Annotated in this window: 16 protein-coding genes, 2 rRNA genes and 1 riboswitch; of the genes, 5 read left to right on the forward strand and 13 right to left on the reverse strand. The window is 70.9% G+C overall.

What is annotated here, in order from left to right; all coding sequences use genetic code 11:
- Window positions 1-101: 101 nt before the first annotated feature.
- From modA to ABZ898_RS05635, 4 genes are read left to right on the forward strand one after another with little or no spacing between them, the layout of a single operon-like run.
- Window positions 102-923 (forward strand): molybdate ABC transporter substrate-binding protein, encoded by an 822-nt coding sequence (gene modA / locus ABZ898_RS05620; protein WP_361653066.1) that lies wholly within the window; start codon window positions 102-104, stop codon window positions 921-923.
- Window positions 920-1777 carry an ABC transporter permease gene (locus ABZ898_RS05625; protein ID WP_361653068.1) on the forward strand — a complete coding sequence of 286 codons (858 nt, stop codon included), beginning with the start codon at window positions 920-922 and terminating at the stop codon, window positions 1775-1777. The genes modA and ABZ898_RS05625 overlap by 4 nt, the downstream gene beginning before the upstream one ends.
- Before the next feature lie 59 nt (window positions 1778-1836).
- Window positions 1837-2919, forward strand: coding sequence for an ABC transporter ATP-binding protein (locus ABZ898_RS05630; protein ID WP_361653070.1), 1083 nt, complete (start codon window positions 1837-1839; stop codon window positions 2917-2919).
- Between the two features lie 28 nt (window positions 2920-2947).
- Window positions 2948-3367, forward strand: coding sequence for a TOBE domain-containing protein (locus ABZ898_RS05635; protein WP_361653072.1), 420 nt, complete (start codon window positions 2948-2950; stop codon window positions 3365-3367).
- Between the two features lie 60 nt (window positions 3368-3427).
- Here ABZ898_RS05635 and gcvP read toward each other — a convergent pair whose 3' ends face one another.
- Window positions 3428-6313 carry an aminomethyl-transferring glycine dehydrogenase gene (gene gcvP, locus ABZ898_RS05640; RefSeq protein ID WP_361653074.1) on the reverse strand — a complete coding sequence of 962 codons (2886 nt, stop codon included), beginning with the start codon at window positions 6311-6313 and terminating at the stop codon, window positions 3428-3430.
- Between the two features lie 173 nt (window positions 6314-6486).
- Window positions 6487-6581, reverse strand: a riboswitch (glycine riboswitch).
- Between the two features lie 119 nt (window positions 6582-6700).
- Between gcvP and ABZ898_RS05645 the strand changes: the two genes are divergently transcribed.
- The gene (locus tag ABZ898_RS05645) at window positions 6701-7075 is read left to right on the forward strand and encodes a PRC-barrel domain-containing protein (RefSeq protein WP_361653076.1); all 375 of its coding nucleotides are present in this window, start codon (window positions 6701-6703) and stop codon (window positions 7073-7075) included.
- A 7-nt stretch (window positions 7076-7082) separates the two neighbouring features.
- Here ABZ898_RS05645 and ABZ898_RS05650 read toward each other — a convergent pair whose 3' ends face one another.
- From ABZ898_RS05650 to ABZ898_RS05705, 12 genes are all read right to left on the reverse strand, one after another.
- Complete coding sequence (locus ABZ898_RS05650) at window positions 7083-8453, reverse strand: DNA polymerase IV (protein ID WP_361653078.1); 1371 nt, start codon at window positions 8451-8453, stop codon at window positions 7083-7085.
- A 72-nt stretch (window positions 8454-8525) separates the two neighbouring features.
- Window positions 8526-9209 (reverse strand): MerR family transcriptional regulator, encoded by a 684-nt coding sequence (locus ABZ898_RS05655; protein ID WP_361653080.1) that lies wholly within the window; start codon window positions 9207-9209, stop codon window positions 8526-8528.
- A 268-nt stretch (window positions 9210-9477) separates the two neighbouring features.
- Window positions 9478-9951, reverse strand: a complete 474-nt coding sequence (locus ABZ898_RS05660) for a bifunctional nuclease family protein (RefSeq protein WP_004002801.1) — start codon at window positions 9949-9951, stop codon at window positions 9478-9480.
- Between the two features lie 97 nt (window positions 9952-10048).
- Window positions 10049-10786 carry a MerR family transcriptional regulator gene (locus ABZ898_RS05665; protein ID WP_361653082.1) on the reverse strand — a complete coding sequence of 246 codons (738 nt, stop codon included), beginning with the start codon at window positions 10784-10786 and terminating at the stop codon, window positions 10049-10051.
- Window positions 10787-10829: 43 nt separating this feature from the next.
- Entirely contained in the window at window positions 10830-11768 is a 939-nt protein-coding gene (locus tag ABZ898_RS05670) for an FHA domain-containing protein (RefSeq protein WP_361653148.1), read from the reverse strand.
- 82 nt (window positions 11769-11850) lie between these two features.
- A complete protein-coding gene (locus tag ABZ898_RS05675) occupies window positions 11851-12732 on the reverse strand; it encodes a DUF881 domain-containing protein (RefSeq protein ID WP_361653084.1) in 882 nt (293 codons plus the stop codon).
- Window positions 12733-12737: 5 nt separating this feature from the next.
- Complete coding sequence (locus ABZ898_RS05680) at window positions 12738-13070, reverse strand: small basic family protein (RefSeq protein ID WP_031181996.1); 333 nt, start codon at window positions 13068-13070, stop codon at window positions 12738-12740.
- On the reverse strand, window positions 13067-13990 hold the full coding sequence (locus ABZ898_RS05685; protein ID WP_361653086.1) for a DUF881 domain-containing protein: 924 nt from the start codon (window positions 13988-13990) through the stop codon (window positions 13067-13069). Before ABZ898_RS05685 ends, ABZ898_RS05680 begins: the two co-directional genes overlap by 4 nt.
- A gap of 102 nt (window positions 13991-14092) precedes the next feature.
- On the reverse strand, window positions 14093-16588 hold the full coding sequence (locus ABZ898_RS05690; protein WP_361653088.1) for a mannose-1-phosphate guanyltransferase: 2496 nt from the start codon (window positions 16586-16588) through the stop codon (window positions 14093-14095).
- 91 nt (window positions 16589-16679) lie between these two features.
- A complete protein-coding gene (locus ABZ898_RS05695; protein ID WP_161146904.1) occupies window positions 16680-17312 on the reverse strand; it encodes a CDP-alcohol phosphatidyltransferase family protein in 633 nt (210 codons plus the stop codon).
- A 109-nt stretch (window positions 17313-17421) separates the two neighbouring features.
- Window positions 17422-17538 (reverse strand): 5S ribosomal RNA (gene rrf / locus ABZ898_RS05700).
- Window positions 17539-17621: 83 nt separating this feature from the next.
- Window positions 17622-17695 (reverse strand): 23S ribosomal RNA (locus ABZ898_RS05705); the annotation flags it as partial.

Consider the following 17695-nt stretch of genomic DNA (forward strand, 5'->3'; position numbering starts at 1 on the left):
GTCTGGCAAATGCGGCAGTATCATCAATCGATGTGGCCGATCTCCGGCCCCTTGGAAGGGCGCGACCGCTGTTCCACCGAGACGAGGAGTAGACAACCGTGATGACCCGTTCCGCACGCCGGACCCGCCGGACACTGCCGCTGGCCGGTGTGGGAGTCGCCGCCCTGCTGGCGCTGAGCGCCTGCTCCAACTCCGACGGGTCCACGCCCGCCAAGGCCGACAGCTCCGGCTCCGCCTCCCCGAAGCTGTCCGGCACGGTCACCGTGTTCGCGGCCGCCTCCCTCAAGGAGAGCTTCACGACGCTGGGCAAGCAGTTCGAGCAGCAGCACCCCGGCACCAAGGTCGCCTTCAGCTTCGGCGGCAGTGACACCCTCGCCGCCAGCATCACCAGCGGCGCCCCGGCGGACGTGTTCGCCGCCGCCAGCCCCAAGACGATGAAGATCGTCACCGACAAGAAGGACACGGCGAGCGCGCCGTCGACCTTCGCCCGCAACCAGCTGGAGATCGTCACCCTGCCGGGCAACCCCGACAAGGTGTCCTCGCTCAAGGACCTCTCCGACCCGAAGCTCAAGGTCGTCCTGTGCGACAAGACCGTGCCGTGCGGCGCGGCCGCCCAGAAGGTGCTGGACGCCACCGGCGTCAAGGTCACCCCGGTCTCCTACGAGCAGGACGTCAAGGCCGCCCTGAACAAGGTGGAGCTGAAGGAGGCCGACGCGTCGCTGGTGTACAAGACCGATGTGAAGTCCGCCGGTGGCAAGGTGGAGGGCGTGGAGTTCCCCGAGTCCGAGGACGCGATCAACGACTACCCGATCGCCCCGCTGAAGAACGCGCGGAACGCCGACACGGCGGCCGCGTTCATCGCCCTGGTCAAGTCCCCCGACGGCCAGAAGGTGCTGACCCAGGCCGGCTTCCTCAAGCCGTGACCGACCTGAAGCGGCCCGACGCCGCGGCACGCCCCCGCGGGGGCGGGTCGCGGCGCCCGCGCGTCCGCGGCCCCCGCCGCGGTGTGCCGGTCCCGCTGCTGGTGCCGGGCCTGCTGGCCATGGCGTTCCTGCTGGTGCCGCTGTTCGCCCTGCTGGTCCGCGCCCCCTGGAGCAGTCTTCCGTCCCAGCTGACCAGCCCCGAGGTGTGGCAGGCGCTCAAGCTCTCGCTGATCAGCGCCACCGCGGCCACCGCGGTCGCCCTGGTGCTCGGCGTGCCGCTGGCCTGGCTGCTGGCGCGTACGGAGTTCCCGGGGCGTGGCCTGGTGCGGGCGCTGGTGACCCTGCCGCTGGTGCTGCCCCCGGTCGTCGGCGGTGTGGCGCTGCTGCTCGCCCTCGGCCGCAACGGCATCATCGGCAAGTCGCTGGACGCGTGGTTCGGCATCACCCTGCCGTTCACCACGGCCGGAGTGGTCGTCGCGGAGGCGTTCGTCGCCATGCCGTTCCTGGTCATCAGCGTCGAGGGCACCCTGCGCGCGGCCGACCCGCGCTTCGAGGAGGCCGCCACCACGCTCGGAGCCTCCCGCTTCACCGCGTTCCGCCGGGTCACCCTGCCGCTGATCGCCCCCGGCATCGCGGCCGGCGCCGTACTGGCCTGGGCCCGCGCGCTCGGCGAGTTCGGGGCCACGATCACCTTCGCGGGCAACTTCCCGGGCCGCACCCAGACCATGCCCCTGGCGGTCTACCTCGCCCTGCAGAACGACCCCGAGGCGGCCATCGCGCTCAGCCTGATCCTGCTGGCGGTGTCGATCGCGGTGCTGGCGGGCCTCAGGGACCGGTGGATGACGGGAGCGTGACGGTGCCGCGAGGATGGAAGACAGCGACCACGCCGGCGCCGACGGAGGACGACCGCCCCATGACCGACATCGACGCGCCCCCCGCCCGGCTCAAGGCGGGCGAACAGGGCCTCGACGCCCGCCTCGTGGTCGACCGCGGCGATTTCCGCCTCGACGTGGCCCTGCGGGCGGCCCCCGGTGACGTGGTCGCGCTGCTGGGCCCGAACGGCGCGGGCAAGACCACCGCGCTGCGCGCCCTGGCGGGCCTCGTCCCGCTCTCGGAGGGGCACCTGCGGCTGGACGGCACCGCGCTGGAACGGACCCCGCCGGAGAACCGCCCGGTCGGCGTGGTCTTCCAGGACTATCTGCTCTTCCCGCACCTGTCCGCGCTGGACAACGTGGCCTTCGGTCCGCGCTGCCACGGCGCCGGCAAGGCCGAGGCCCGCGCGCAGGCCGCCGTCTGGCTGGAGCGGATGGGCCTGGCCGGTCACGCGGGTGCCAAGCCTCGCCGGCTGTCCGGCGGCCAGGCCCAGCGGGTGGCGCTGGCCCGGGCGCTGGCGACCCGGCCCCGGCTGCTGCTCCTGGACGAGCCGCTCGCCGCGCTGGACGCCCGTACCCGCCTGGAGGTCCGTTCCCAGCTGCGGCGGCATCTCGCCGAGTTCGAGGCGGTCGCCGTGCTGGTCACGCACGATCCGCTGGACGCCATGGTGCTCGCGGACCGGCTGGTGGTGGTGGAGCACGGCCGGGTGGTGCAGGAGGGCACCCCCACGGAGATCGCCCGCCACCCGCGCACCGACTACATCGCGCAGCTGGTCGGCCTGAACCTCTACCGGGGCGAGGCCGACGGGCACGCCGTACGGCTGGAGGCAGGGCCGGTGATCACCACCACCGAGGAACTGACCGGGCCGGTGTTCGTGGCGTTCCCGCCGGTCGCCGTCACCCTGTTCCGGGACCGTCCGACGGGGGCGAGCGCCCGCAACCTGTGGCGCTGCGAGGTCGCGGGCCTGGAGACGCACGGCGACCAGATCCGCGCGGACCTGACCGGGGAGATCCGGCTCGCCGCCGACCTCACCACGGCGGCGGCCGCCGAGCTGGACCTGCACACGGGCGCACCGGTCTGGGCGACCGTCAAGGCGACGCAGACGCACGCATACCCGGCATAGGGCCGTCCGGCCACTACGGTGTGGCCCCATGAGCATGAGCATCCGCAACCAGCTTCCCGGCACCGTCACGGCGGTCCACCCCGGCGAGGTCATGGCGACCGTCAAGATCCGGCTGGACGGCGGTCAGCACTTGACCGCCGCGATCACGGAGGAGGCCACCAAGGATCTCCGGCTGGCCGAGGGCACCCCGGTGCACGCCCTGGTGAAGGCGACCGAGGTCTCCCTGGCCACCGAGCCCGTCGACCGGATCTCGATCCGGAACCAGCTCGCGGGCACCATCAGCGAGATCACCATGGGCACGGCGATGGCTACGGTGAAGGTGGCGGTGCCGGGCGCCGAGGTCACCTCGGCCATCACGCACGAGTCGGCCGCCGAGCTGAAGCTGTCGGAGGGCGACTCGGTGGTGGCGCTGATCAAGTCGACCGAGGTCTCGCTCGCCACGGCCTGAGCGAGGACGGGGAAGGCCCCCCGCCCGGGTCCGGGCAGGGGGCCTCCTCAATTGGACGGCTCAGTCCTCGTACGCGTCCAGCGGCGGGCAGGAGCACACCAGGTTGCGGTCGCCGAACGCCTGGTCGATACGGCGCACCGGCGGCCAGTACTTGTCGGCCGCGGAGACGCCGGCCGGGAAGACGGCCTCCTCACGGCTGTACGCGTGCGTCCACTCGCCGCCGAGGGCGGCCGCGGTGTGCGGGGCGCCGCGCAGCGGGTTGTCCTCGGCGGGCCAGGTGCCGGCGGCGACCTTGTCGATCTCCGCGCGGATGGCGATCATCGCGTCGCAGAACCGGTCCAGCTCGCCCAGGTCCTCGGACTCGGTCGGCTCGATCATCAGTGTGCCGGCCACCGGGAAGGACATGGTCGGCGCGTGGAAGCCGTAGTCGATCAGGCGCTTGGCCACGTCGTCCACGCTGACGCCGGTCGCCTTGGTCAGCGGGCGCAGGTCGATGATGCACTCGTGCGCGACGAGGTTGCCGGGGCCGGTGTAGAGCACCGGGAAGTGCGGCTCCAGGCGCTTGGCGACGTAGTTGGCGGAGAGCACGGCCACCTGGGTGGCGCGCTTGAGGCCCTCGCCGCCCATCAGGCGGACGTACGCCCAGGAGATCGGCAGGATGCCCGCGCTGCCCCAGGGGGCGGCCGAGATGGGGCCGACGCCCGTCTCCGGACCGGCCGCGGGCTGCATCGGGTGGTCGGGCAGGTACGGCGCGAGGTGGGCGCGGACCGCGACCGGGCCGACGCCGGGGCCGCCGCCGCCGTGCGGGATGCAGAACGTCTTGTGCAGGTTCAGGTGGGAGACGTCGCCGCCGAAGTGGCCCGGCTTGGCGAGGCCGACCAGGGCGTTGAGGTTGGCACCGTCCACGTACACCTGGCCGCCCGCGTCGTGCACCTGGGCGCAGATGTCGGCGACATGCTCCTCGAAGACGCCGTGCGTCGACGGGTAGGTGATCATCAGCACGGACAGCTCGTCGCGGTGCTGCTCGATCTTCGCGCGCAGGTCCTCGACGTCGATCTCGCCGTCCCCGGCGGTCTTCACGACGACGACCTTCATCCCGGCCATCACCGCGCTCGCCGCGTTGGTGCCGTGCGCGGAGGACGGGATGAGGCAGATCGTGCGCTGCGCGTCGCCGTTGGCCCGGTGGTAGGCGCGTACGGCGAGCAGTCCGGCCAGCTCGCCCTGGGAACCGGCGTTGGGCTGGAGGGAGACCTTGTCGTACCCGGTGACCTCGGCGAGCCGGTCCTCCAGCTCGCGGATGAGGGTGAGGTAGCCCTCGGCCTGCTCGGCGGGGGCGAAGGGGTGCAGCGCGCCGAACTCGGGCCAGGTGACCGGCTCCATCTCGGTGGTCGCGTTCAGCTTCATGGTGCAGGAGCCGAGCGGGATCATGCCCCGGTCGAGCGCGTAGTCGCGGTCGGACAGCTTGCGCAGGTAGCGCAGCATGGCCGTCTCGGAGCGGTGCTCGTGGAAGACCGGGTGGGTGAGGTAGTCGTCGGTGCGCAGCAGCACCTCGGGCAGGGTGTCCTCGGCCGACCCGTCGAGCGCCTCGATGTCGCCCTCGACGCCGAAGGCGGCGAAGACGGCCTCGACCTGCGCCCGGTTGGTGGTCTCGTCGCAGGCCAGGGAGACGTGGTCGGCGTCGACGTGGCGCAGGTTGACCCCGCCCTCGCGGGCGGCGGCGACGACCTCGGCGGCCTTGCCGGGCACGCGCGCGGTGAGGGTGTCGAAGTAGGCGCCGTGCACGAGCTCGACCCCGCCGGCGCGCAGGCCCTCGGCGAGGATCGTGGCGTAGCGGTGGGTGCGGCGGGCGATGGTCCGCAGGCCGTCGGGGCCGTGGTAGACGGCGTACATGCCGGCCATGACGGCGAGCAGCACCTGCGCGGTGCAGATGTTGCTGGTGGCCTTCTCGCGGCGGATGTGCTGCTCGCGGGTCTGGAGCGCCAGGCGGTAGGCGCGGTGGCCGTCGGCGTCGACGGACACGCCGACCAGGCGGCCGGGCAGGCTGCGGGCGAACTTCTCGTGCACGGCCATGTAGCCGGCGTGCGGCCCGCCGAAGCCCATGGGGACGCCGAAGCGCTGGGTGGTGCCGATGGCGATGTCCGCGCCCAGCTCGCCGGGCGAGGTGAGCAGGGTGAGCGCGAGCAGGTCGGCGGCGACGGTGACGAGGGCGCCCAGCCCGTGCGCCTGCTCGACGACCGGCTTCAGGTCGCGTACGGCACCGGAGGCGCCGGGGTACTGGAGCAGGACGCCGGTGATGTCGCGGGCGGCGATGTCCGCCGGGATGCCGTCGCTCAGGTCGGCGACGACGACCTCGACACCGGCCGGCTCGGCGCGGGTCTGGATGACGGCGATGGTCTGCGGCAGGGTGTCCGCGTCGACCAGGAAGAGCCCCTTCTTGTTCTTGCCCATGCGCCGGGACAGCGCCATCGCCTCGGCGGCGGCGGTGCCCTCGTCCAGCAGGGAGGCGCCGGAGGTGGGCAGCCCGGTGAGGTCGGCGACCATCGTCTGGAAGTTCAGCAGGGCCTCCAGGCGGCCCTGGGAGATCTCCGGCTGGTACGGCGTGTACGCCGTGTACCAGGCGGGGTTCTCCATGACGTTGCGCAGGATGACCGGCGGGGTGAAGGTGCCGTGGTAGCCGAGGCCGATCATGGAGCCGAGGACCTGGTTGTGGTCGGCGAGACCGCGCAGCTCGGCGATCACCTCGGCCTCGGTGCGGGCACCGGGCAGGTCGAGCGCGTCGGCGTTCTTGATCACATCCGGCACCGCGGCGGCGGTCAGCTCGTCGAGGGAGCCGTAGCCGACCTGCGCGAGCATCTTGGCGCGCGCCTCGTGGTCGGGCCCGATGTGGCGCTGCTCGAAGGGGATACCCGCTTCGAGCTCGGTGAGCGGAGTGCGAGGGGCGGTCATGTGCGGAGGCCTCCTGGTCGCTGCGACCTGCGAGGGCACCACGGCGCGGGTGCCCACCGGCCTCCCCCTCTGTCATCTCTTACCTGAGAGCTTCGCCGGGAACCTGCGGAACCCGGCTTTCACCGTCGGTGAGAGCGGGAGCCGTGGGCGCCCGCCCTGCTTTCCAGAGTGACCTCGTCCGTGCGGTACGGGTGCCTGAGAGATTCCGGGGAGGAGTTGCTCCTTCGGCGCCTCCGCATTGCTCGGAGGACTCTCCCGCACGGGGTCAGCAGCCGTGTTCAGCGTACCAGCGGGGTCATCAGCGCGGCGTTCGAGTGGCCGCCGGGCTGATTCTGCTCTTTCGTAGTGCCTACGGATGAGTTGCGACCATGTGGAGGGAGAGGGATCGTGCAGACCGACATCGATCCGCGCAGCCTGATCGGCCGCAAGGCGTTCGACCGCGACGGCACCAAGATCGGCACCATAGACGAGGTGTACCTCGACGACGCGACCGGCGTCCCGGAGTGGGCGGCCGTGCGCACCGGCCTCTTCTCCCGCGACGCGTTCGTCCCGCTGGAGCCCAGCGAGCTGGTCGAGGGCACGCTGCGCGTCCCCTTCGAACGCGCCCTCATCAAGGACGCCCCCGACTTCGGCGTGGGCCGTCACCTCTCCCCCGAGCAGGAGCTCCAGCTCTACCACCACTACGGGCTCGACGTGGGCCCCTCCGCCCGGACCACCCCGGACCGCGACTTCGGCAAGGTCGCGGGCGCCGAGGAGTCCTGAGCCTCCCTCATCCGCCGCCCTCCCCGGTCTCCTCCTCCGGCCCGCTCTCCCGCGCCACCAGCGGCAGCGGGTCGGCCGGTGTCAGGCCGGGGTCGTCGGCCCGCAGCGTCCGTACCCGGCCCGGCCCGGAGAGCGGGGTCTCGAAGCGCACGGTGACCCGCCCCAGCCCGCTGCCCTGCACCCAGCCATGGCCGTACTCGGGGTGCCGCACGTCCTGGCCCGCCCGCCACTCCGGCCCGGCGGGCTCGGGCTTGAGCGGACCGAAGTCGGGGGCGCTCTCCTCGGGGGTCTCCTCGGCCGGCTCGCCCGCCGCCTGGGCGAACAGGTCCTCCTGGGTGTAGTCGGCCAGCCCGGAGACGCCGACGCCGAGCAGCCGCACCCCGCCGGTGGTGTCCACGGAGTCCAGCAGCCGCGCGGCCGCCTCTCGGATCACCGCGGGGTCGTCCGTCGGGCCCCGCAGCGTCTCGGAGCGGGTCCGGGTGGAGAAGTCGTACCGCCGCACCTTCAGCACGATGGTCCGCCCGGAGAGTCCGGCCCCGCGCAGCCGCCGTACACACCGGTCGGCGAGCCGGCGGACCTCCAGGCCGATGCGCAGCCGGTCGTGGATGTCCACCGCGTAGGTGTCCTCGACCGAGACGGACTTGGCCTCCCGCTCGGCCACCACGGGCCGGTCGTCACGGGCGAGCGCCATCGCGTACAGCGAATGGCCGTGCGCCTTGCCGAGCAGCCGGACCAGTTCGTCCTCGCCGGCCTCCGACAGTTCCAGGACGGTGGTGATCCCGGCGCGCCGCAGATGGTCGCCGGTGGCGGGGCCGACGCCGGGCAGGGTCCGCACCGGCATGGGCGCCAGCAGGGCCCGCTCGGTGCCGGGTTCGATGAGCACGAGGCCGTCGGGTTTGGCCCGCTCCGAGGCGATCTTCGCGAGCATCTTGGACGCGGCGAGCCCCACCGACCCGGTCAGCCCCGTCACCGCCCTGATGTCCGCGCGCAGCCGCACTCCCGCCTCCCGGGCCGAGGCCTCGTCCCAGGCCGTGCCGCCGGCCTCCAGGTCCACGAACGCCTCGTCGAGGCTCAGCGGCTCCACCAGCGGGGACAACTCCCGCAGCAGCGCCATCACCTGGTCGCTGATCGAGCGGTAGAGCGCGAAGCGGGGCGTGAGGTAGGCGGCGTTCGGCGCGAGCCGCCGCGCCTGGGCGGTGGGCATGGCCGAGTGCACGCCGAACACCCGTGCCTCGTACGACGCGGTGGCCACCACCCCGCGCGGCCCGATCCCGCCCACGACCACGGCCTTTCCCCGCAGGCTCGGCTTGGACGCCTGCTCGACCGAGGCGAAGAAGGCGTCCATGTCGAGATGGAGGATGGTGGGCGCGTCTCTCACAGGTCCGATGCTGCACCACGCCACTGACAACGCGGCCGCGCGGGTGCCGTCGGCGACCGGCGCAGCCGGGCCTCAGACGGCCCGGTTGCGCCGCCGCGCCAGCTCATCGGCGGGGTTGTGCCCGATGAGCGTCTCACCGGTGTCGACGCGCTCGCCGTGCAGCTGGGACAGGGCACTCTCCACGTCCCGCCACACCACGCCCACCGCGATGCCGAAGATGCCCTGGCCGCCCTGGAGCAGCGCGTGGACCTCGTCCGGGGAGGTGCACTCGTAGACCATGGCGCCGTCGCTCATCAGGGTCATGCGCTCCAGGTCCCGGAATCCGCGCTCCCTGAGGTGCTGCACGGCCGAGCGGATGTTCTGGAGCGAGACACCCGTGTCCAGGAACCGCTTGACGATCTTCAGCACGACCACGTCGCGGAAGCTGTACAGCCGCTGGGTGCCCGAACCGTGGGCCGGCCGCACGCTCGGCTCGACCAGACCCGTACGGGCCCAGTAGTCGAGCTGCCGGTAGGTGATCCCCGCGGCCGCGCAGGCCGTGGGGCCGCGATAGCCGATCTCCTCGGACGTCATGGCCGTCGCCCCTTCACCGTCCGGCACCGCCGTCGGTCGCTGCGGAGTGTGACCGGCCGCGCCGTCGGGCTGTGGGTGTCCCCCGCCTGGCCGAAGCCGCGCGCTCGGGGGAGGGTACGGACCGCTCTCCCCGAAACCGTGTCCCGGGGCACCCCCAGCCGTACCGTCGCCGCTCATTCTCACGCCGACCTCCGTCCTTGACCTGCCTTATCGACGGTAGGCAGTCACCAGGGGCGCGTCAACGATCGCCACACTCGGCACGCCGAGTGACAATCACCCTGAGAGTGGTTTCCCGTGTCCCACCGCGGGGAAAGGCTAGCCGAATGCGCTCGCGGGAAGGCGTAGGACGCTCTCACGCGCCGTTGGCAATTGCCCTCGCGGCGCGGTCACAGCGCGCCACCGGCCGACCCGGACACGGACCCTTGGGGGCCCGTCCGGCCGGCCGCGGACGTCACTGGCTGCTGGTACCGAAGTCCTCGGGCGAGATCTGGTCGAGGAACTCGCGGAACTTCTCCACCTCGTCCTCCTGCTCGTCCGGGATGGCGATACCCGCGTCGTCCAGCACCCCGTCACTGCCATAGATCGGCGTGCCGGTGCGCAGGGCGAGCGCTATGGCGTCGGACGGCCGCGCGCTCACCTCGACTCCGCTGGCGAACACCAGCTCCGCGTAGAAGACGCCCTCTCGCAGATCGGTGATGCGTACTTCGGTCAGCTCCTGGCCGACCGCCTCCAGCACGTCCTTGAACAGGTCGTGCGTCAGCGGACGCGCGGGAGCCATGCCCTGCTGGGCGAAGGCGATCGCCGTCGCCTCCCCCGGCCCGATCCAGATGGGGAGGTAGCGGTCGCCTCCCACTTCGCGCAGGAGCACGATCGGTTGGTTGGAGGGCATTTCGACCCGGACACCTACGACATCGAGCTCGTTCACACAGCAACCCTAGGCCGTGCCCGGGACGTTTGGGTAGTCGGGCCGGGAACAGGTGGGCGATCCGGCGCAAGTCAGCCGGGCCGGGACACACCGCACCTCAGGGCACCCGCACCCCGAGCGCGGACTTCACCAGCGCCGAGTGCAGCTTCATGGTGAGCGCCGCGAGTTCCTTCGTCCGGGTCTCGGCGAGCACTCTGGTCTGCGGATTGCGGTGCCGCTTCAGGGGCGCGACAACCTGGTCGACCAGCCCGGCCTCACGCTCGGCGGCCGCCTTCATCACCCGAAGATGGCGGGGCTCGATGCCGAAGCGGCCCAGTTCGGCCACCAGCGCGGCCACGGTGGCCGCCTCGGCGTCGTAGACGCCGTCCGCAAGGGGGGCGAGGAGTCCGTACGACTCCCACTCGCGCAGTTCGCCCTCGTCCACGCCCGCCGCCGCCAGCAGCTCGGCCCGGCCGATCCGGGCGACCGTGGACCGCTCGGCCTCCTCCGGCTCCTCGCCGGCGCCGCGCTGACGCCCGACGAGGGGCAGGTGGACCGCCTCGCCGCGCTCCATGGCGTCCAGATGCTCACGGATCACCTTGAGCGGCAGGTAGTGGTCCCGCTGCATCCGCAGGACAGCTCCGAGGCGCTCCACATCACGGGGGCTGAACTTGCGGTACCCCGACGGGGTCCGCTGCGGCTCGATGAGCCCCTCCGACTCCAGGAAGCGGATCTTGGAGATCGTGACTTCGGGGAACTCCTCGCGCAGCGCGTTCAGCACCGTACCGATGCTCATCAGCCCACTGTCCCTGGCGGCGGTACCGCTTCCGGCACCGCCGCTCGGTGTTTGAAGCATGGACCTTCCCTGGGGTTCCCCCGGACGAGTGTCCGGGGGTGGGTCAGACTCCCTGCCGGCTCGCGTAGAAGACCAGCCGGTACTTGCCGATCTGCACCTCGTCACCGTTGGCCAGCGCCACCTCGTCGATCCGCTCGCGGTTGACGTAGGTGCCGTTCAGGCTGCCCACGTCGGCCACCGCGAAGGCACCGTCCGGCGAGCGGCGGAACTCCACATGGCTGCGGGAGACCGTCACGTCGTCCAGGAAGATGTCGCTCTGCGGGTGACGGCCCGCCGTGGTCAGGTCGCTGTCCAGCAGGAAGCGGCTGCCCGAGTTCGGGCCCCTGCGCACCACCAGCAGCGCCGATCCGACCGGCAGCGCGTCGACCGCGGCCTGGGCCTCGGGCGACAGCATCGGCATGGCCGTCTGGCCGGTGACCTCGGAGTCGTAGGCCTCGATGCCGGAGATGGAGATCGTGGAGGTCGTCTCCGACGGACGCTCCGGCGCCACACCGGCACGCAGCGGCGCGCCGCAGTGGGAGCAGAAACGGGCGTTCTCCGCGTTGCGGTTCCCGCACCTCGTACACACCAGGTCCGACATGGACGGAGCCTCCTGCCGCGGCAGCCCCGCGGGGGCGTTGGACGCGTGCGGGTCCGAGGGGAACCCTCCACCCGCACCTGAGGTCGACGGTTGCCCGAAACCTATGCCGCCGGACTGGCCAGGGTCAACGGACGCCGCGCCCTGACCACCGGAAGTCCCACCACCCGGACCAGCCACCTGGTCCCGGAACAGCGGACGCTGTCCATCCTCGTCGGACTGTGCGCGATGGCGGGCCGTCGCGTTGTCGCCGCCTTCTCGCGCGCTCTTGCCGAACAACTTCCCAAACAACTTCACGGGCGATTCCCCTTGACCGAAACAGACCCGCCCGTGGGGCAGGACGAACCCAGAATGCCTACACCGACCGATCCGGACATCTTCACAACGTCCGTATCCACCCGACAGTTTCCACCACGCACCACCCCTTCGGTGCGGCGACCCCCCGCAACCTCATGCCCCCGCCCGACGCCGCCCATGCACCGCCGGTTCACCGGGAGGACGACCGAGCGTAGTCAGGCTGCTTCGCCTGCCGCAAGGCATCCACGACGATCTTGTCCGAGCGTTCCACACTCACCGTGGCCTGCTCCTTCTCCAAGCTCTGCACCACGCCTCCAGGGATGTTCAACGCCGGTTCCAGGTCCTGCGGCTTGCCGATGACCTTGAAACGATACGGTGCGTTGATCTTGTTCCCGTCGACGGCGACGCTGCCGTCGGTGTCCGCCAAGTACGTGTTCGCCACCACCCGCACCCCATTGACCTCGATCGCCTCGGCACCGGCGGCGCGCAGCTCCTGGATCGCGTCGAGCAGCATGTCGGACTCGACGGCCCCCTTCGTGTCCTGGACACTCACCGTGATGCCGGGACCCGTGGCGGCCACGGTTCCGGCGAGCACACCGAGTTGACGCTCCCGCTCGGCGGTCTGCCTGCGCGCCTCGGCGGCCTGGTCCGAGCTGCTCTGCAACTCCTGACGCTGCTTCTCCAAACCCTGCTTCTCGTCCTCAAGACGCTGAGTACGGTCGTCCAGTTCATCGAGGATGCGGACCAGATCCTCCTGGCGTGCCCCGCGCAGCGCGCTGTCCCCGTCGCTGTTGGACGCCACCTGCACGGCCAGCCCGAAACCGAGGCCGAACAGCAGCAGCGCCACGATGAGTTGCGCACGCGTGAGCCGCGGCGGCCAGAGGCCGTCGAGCAGCCGCTGGCGCCCGGTGAGCTGCGGCTCAGCCGGACGCCCGGCCGGCTCCGGCTCGGGAGCGGCCGCGGGGGCGGGGGCCGGCGCGGGCTCGGGCTGGGGCTCGGGGGCCGCGGGCGGCACCTCGGCGGGCAGTTCCCTGCGGAGCCCGTTCTCCGGCCGCTCGTCCTTCTCGCTCATCGCGCTCACGCCCTGAAGACGTGGCGCCGGATGGCGGCGGCGTTGGAGAAGATGCGGATGCCCAGGACCACGACGACGCCGGTGGACAACTGCGCGCCCACGCCCAGCTCGTCACCCAGGAAGACGATCAGCGCGGCGACGACCACGTTCGACAGGAACGACACCACGAAGACCTTGTCGTCGAAGATGCCGTCGAGCATCGCCCGCAGACCGCCGAACACGGCGTCCAGCGCCGCCACCACGGCGATGGGCAGATACGGCTCGACGACCGCCGGAACCTCCGGCCGGACCAACAGTCCGGCCACCACTCCCACGATGAGGCCCAGTACGGCGATCACGATGTGCCCTTCTCAGTCTTCTCGGCCTGCTCGGCGCTCGGCTGTGCTGTTCGTACGATCACACTCGGTGCGGCGGGCAACCGGACGTCACCCTCCGCGGAGATGGCGGTGCGGATACCGAAGTTGTCCTGGAGCGCATGCAGATACAGTCCGTCGGCGCTGTTCTGGAACCTGGTGCTCAGCCGTTGCCCGTCCCCCACCGCCAGCACCGTGTACGGCGGTACCAGCGGCCTGTTGTCGACCAGTATCGCGTCACCCGCGGCCCTGATCGCGGACAGGGAGGTCAGCCGCTGCCCGTTGATGGACACCGCCTCGGCGCCGGACGCCCACAGGCCGTTGACCACACGCTGCATGTCCCGGTCGCGCACCCGCCCGGTGTCGGAGAACCCGGCGGACTCGCGCGGGTTGGTGCCGTCCCCCTGGGCGCTCGACTCCTTGGCGTCGTTCACCACGAGCTTCACACCGGGTCCGTGCACCGCGGAGGCCCCGGACAGCAGGCCCACGAGGTCCGCCTGGCTGCCCCCGGCCTGCCGCAGCGCCGAACGCTGCCGCGCGCCGACCTCCTCGCGCAGCCGGTCGACACCGCTCTCCAGCTTGTCGGCGGCGGCGGTCTCCCGGTCGATGCGGTCGATCAGCTCCTGGCGCTCCTTGGCCACCACCGGGGCCGTGACGTGCGCCTGCGCCGCGCCGACCGTCACCACCAGGGCCGCGAGCACCAGGCCGCCCGCCAGCCCCAGTTTGGCGCGGAGGGTCTTCGGCAGGCCGCCCTCGCCGAGGGCTTCCCTGCGGGCGGCGGCCTCGGCGTACCCGTCGTCGAGGCTGTGGTCCATGACGTTGGTGATCAACGACATGGAGGCGTCCGGGCGCCTCGGCCGCGCGGGGCTGCTCCGAACGGGGGGTTGCTGCGGCATGCCGCACATCGTCGCATGCCGCGAGCGATGCCTTCGAACGAGCCCCGTACACGTGCCGGACAGCGGCCCCCGCGGGGGCCGTTGTCCGGCACGCCGGGCCGTTTCCCGGGATCAGCGCCCGGCGCTGTCCACCACGGCCGACCACTCGTCCAGGAGAGCCTGCGCGGACGCGTCGTCCGGGCCCTCCGCCCACAGGTGGGTGACCGCCTCGGCCGGGTCGGGCAGGACCATCACCCAGCGCCCGTCGCTCTCCACGACCCGCACGCCGTCCGTGGTGTCCACGGACCGGTCGCCGGCCGCCTCGACCACGCTGCGCATCACCAGGCCCTTGACCGCCCACGGCGTCGCCAGGTCCCGCTTGAGGACGTGGGCCCTCGGAATCCGGGCGTCGATCTGGCTCAGCGTGAGCTGGGTGCGCGCCACGAGCCCGATCAGCCGCACGAACGCCGCCGTGCCGTCGTAGACGCTGCTGAACTCGGGGACGATGAAGCCGCCCATGCCGTCGCCGCCGAAGATGGTCTCCTCCTCGCCGCCGACGCGTGTGAGGTCGTCCGGCGAGGTGGTCGTCCACTCCACCTGCGTGCCGTGGTACGCGGCGACCTGCTCGGCGATCCGGGTCGTGGTGACCGGCAGGGCCACCCGCCCGCTGCGCCGCTCGGCGGCGACCAGGTCGAGCATGACCAGCAGCGCCCGGTCGTCCTCGATGATGCTGCCCTTCTCGTCCACGAGCGACAGCCGCTCGCCCACGGGATCGAACCGCACGCCGAACGCCGCCCCGGAGGAGGCCACGATCTCGCCGAGCCGCTCCAGGCCCTTGCGCCGCATCTCGGCGGTCTCGGTGGGCCGGGCCTCGTCCAGACCGGGGTTGATGGTCAGCGAGTCCACGCCGAGCTTGCCGAGCAGGCTGGGCAGCACCAGACCGGCGCTGCCGTTGGAGGCGTCGACGACGACCTTCAGCCCGGACTCGGCGATCCCGGTGGTGTCCACGTTGCGCAGCAGCGACCCGGTGTAGGAGTCGTAGACGCTGGACGGGAAGTACAGGTCACCGATCTCGCCGGGGAACGCCCGCCGGTACTCCTGCCGCGCGAACACCCGGTCCAGCTTGCGCTGGCTGCCCTGGGAGAGGTCAGCGCCCTTGGCGTCGAAGAACATGATGTCCACGGAGTCCGGCACACCCGGCGAGGTCCGGATCATGATGCCGCCGGAGCTGCCCCGCGCGGTCTGCTGCCGGGCCACCGGCAGCGGCACGTTCTCCAGGTCGCGCACGTCGATCGCGCTGGCCTGGAGCGCCGAGATCACCGCGCGCTTGAGGGCACGGGCGCCTCGGGAGTGGTCACGGGCCGTGGTGACCGTGGTGCCCTTCTTCAGGGTGGTGGCGTACGCGCCGGCCAGCCGCACGGCCAGCTCCGGCGTGATCTCCACGTTCAGGATGCCGGTCACCCCGCGCGCCCCGAAGAGGTGCGCCTGTCCTCTGGACTCCCAGATGACGGAGGTGTTGACGAAGGCGCCGGCCTCGATGGTCTTGAACGGGTACACCCGGACGTTGCCCTGGATGATCGACTCCTCGCCGATCAGGCACTCGTCACCGATGACCGCCCCGTCCTCGATCCGCGCGGCCCGCATGATGTCGGTGTTCTTGCCGACCACGCAGCCGCGGAGGTTGCTCTGCTGGCCGACGTACACGTTGTCGGCGACCACGGCCTTGTGCAGGAAGGCGCCGCTCTTGACGACCACGTTGGAGCCGACGACCGAGTGCTCGCGTATCTCCGCGCCGGCCTCGACCTTGGCGTAGTCACCGATGTAGAGCGGCCCGCGCAGCACCGCGTCGGGGTGCACCTCGGCGCCCTCGGCCACCCAGACGCCGGGCGAGATCTCGAATCCGTCGATGTCGACGTCGACCTTGCCCTCGAGGACGTCGGCCTGGGCCTTCACATAGCTCTCGTGGGTGCCGACGTCCTCCCAGTAGCCCTCGGCGATGTAGCCGTAGACGGGCTTGCCTTCCTTCATCAACTGCGGGAAGACGTCCCCGGACCAGTCGACGGGGACATCGGGATCGACGTAGTCGAACACCTCGGGCTCCATGACATAGATGCCCGTGTTCACCGTGTCGGAGAAGACCTGGCCCCAGGTCGGCTTCTCGAGGAAGCGCTCGACCTTGCCCTCCTCGTCGACGATGGTGATGCCGAACTCCAGCGGATTGGGGACCCTGGTCAGGCAGACCGTGACCAGGGCGCCCTTCTCCTTGTGGAAGTTGATCAGCTCGGTGAGGTCGAAGTCGGTCAGCGCATCACCGGAAATGACGAGGAAGGCGTCGTCCTTCAGCGCGTCCTCGGCGTTCTTGACGCTTCCGGCGGTACCGAGTGGCTTCTCCTCATTGGCATACGTGAGCTCCATGCCGAGCTCCTCGCCGTCCCCGAAGTAGTTCTTGACGAGGGACGCCAGGAACTGCACGGTGACCACGGTCTCGTTGAGCCCATGCTTTTTGAGCAACCTGAGCACGTGCTCCATGATCGGGCGGTTCGCCACGGGCAGGAGCGGCTTGGGCATGCTTGAGGTCATGGGGCGCAGGCGTGTGCCTTCGCCCCCGGCCATCACGACGGCCTTCATGTCGGAAGCGTCCTCCTCGAAGAGACGACGGTCTAGCCGACTTCACCCGTCCAGATTGTCCCGCAGATTCGCGTCGCGGGCCATCGAAGCGTCACGTCATGGACGATCGCGGAGTTCCGTCGGCCAACGCGTCCGCGCGCACCAGACGGCGGACCTGGACCATATAGAGCACTCCTGCCCACCAATACAGGGTTGTACCCCATCCGGCGAACGCCCATCCGAAAACAGCGGCCAGTGACGCGATCCAACCGCTTCCGTCGCTGAGCAGCAGCAACGGGAAGGCGTACATCAGGTTGAAGGTGGCCGCCTTGCCGAGGAAGTTCACCTGGGGCGGCGGATAGCCGTGCCGCCGGAGGATACCGACCATCACGAGGAGAACCAGTTCACGGGCGAGCAGCAGGGCGGTCAGCCAGAGCGGCAGGATCTCGCGCCAGGTGAGGCCGAGAAGCGTGGAAAGCACATAGAGCCGGTCGGCGGCCGGGTCGAGCAGCCGGCCGAGGCTGCTGACCTGGTTCCAGCGCCGGGCGAGCTTGCCGTCCAGATAGTCGCTGACCCCGCTCAGCGCCAGGACCAGGAGAGCCCAACCATCGCTCTTGGGTCCTCCGAACTCCGGCCTGAGGATCAGCCACAGGAACAGAGGGACACCGGCAAGCCGAGCCATGCTCAGAATGTTGGGGATGGTGAGGACCCGGTCCGTCTGGACGCGGGTCTCCTGGACCTCCACCCGGAAGCCTCCTGTACGAAAAGTGCCGACAATGCACCATGACCCTACCGCAACGCAAAAAAGCTCCGGCTCTCGGGCGGTATGCCCAAGAGCCGGAGCTGTAAAAGGAGTTCGGCGGCGTCCTACTCTCCCACAGGGTCCCCCCTGCAGTACCATCGGCGCTGTGAGGCTTAGCTTCCGGGTTCGGAATGTAACCGGGCGTTTCCCTCACGCTATGACCACCGAAACACTATGAAACTTTCAGACCGTCATGTGTGGCACATGAGGCTGTTCGTGGTTTCAGAACCAACACAGTGGACGCGAGCAACTGAGGACAAGCCCTCGGCCTATTAGTACCAGTCAACTCCACCCGTTACCGGGCTTCCATATCTGGCCTATCAACC

Source organism: Streptomyces sp. NPDC046860 (assembly GCF_040645115.1).
Classification (GTDB): domain Bacteria; phylum Actinomycetota; class Actinomycetes; order Streptomycetales; family Streptomycetaceae; genus Streptomyces.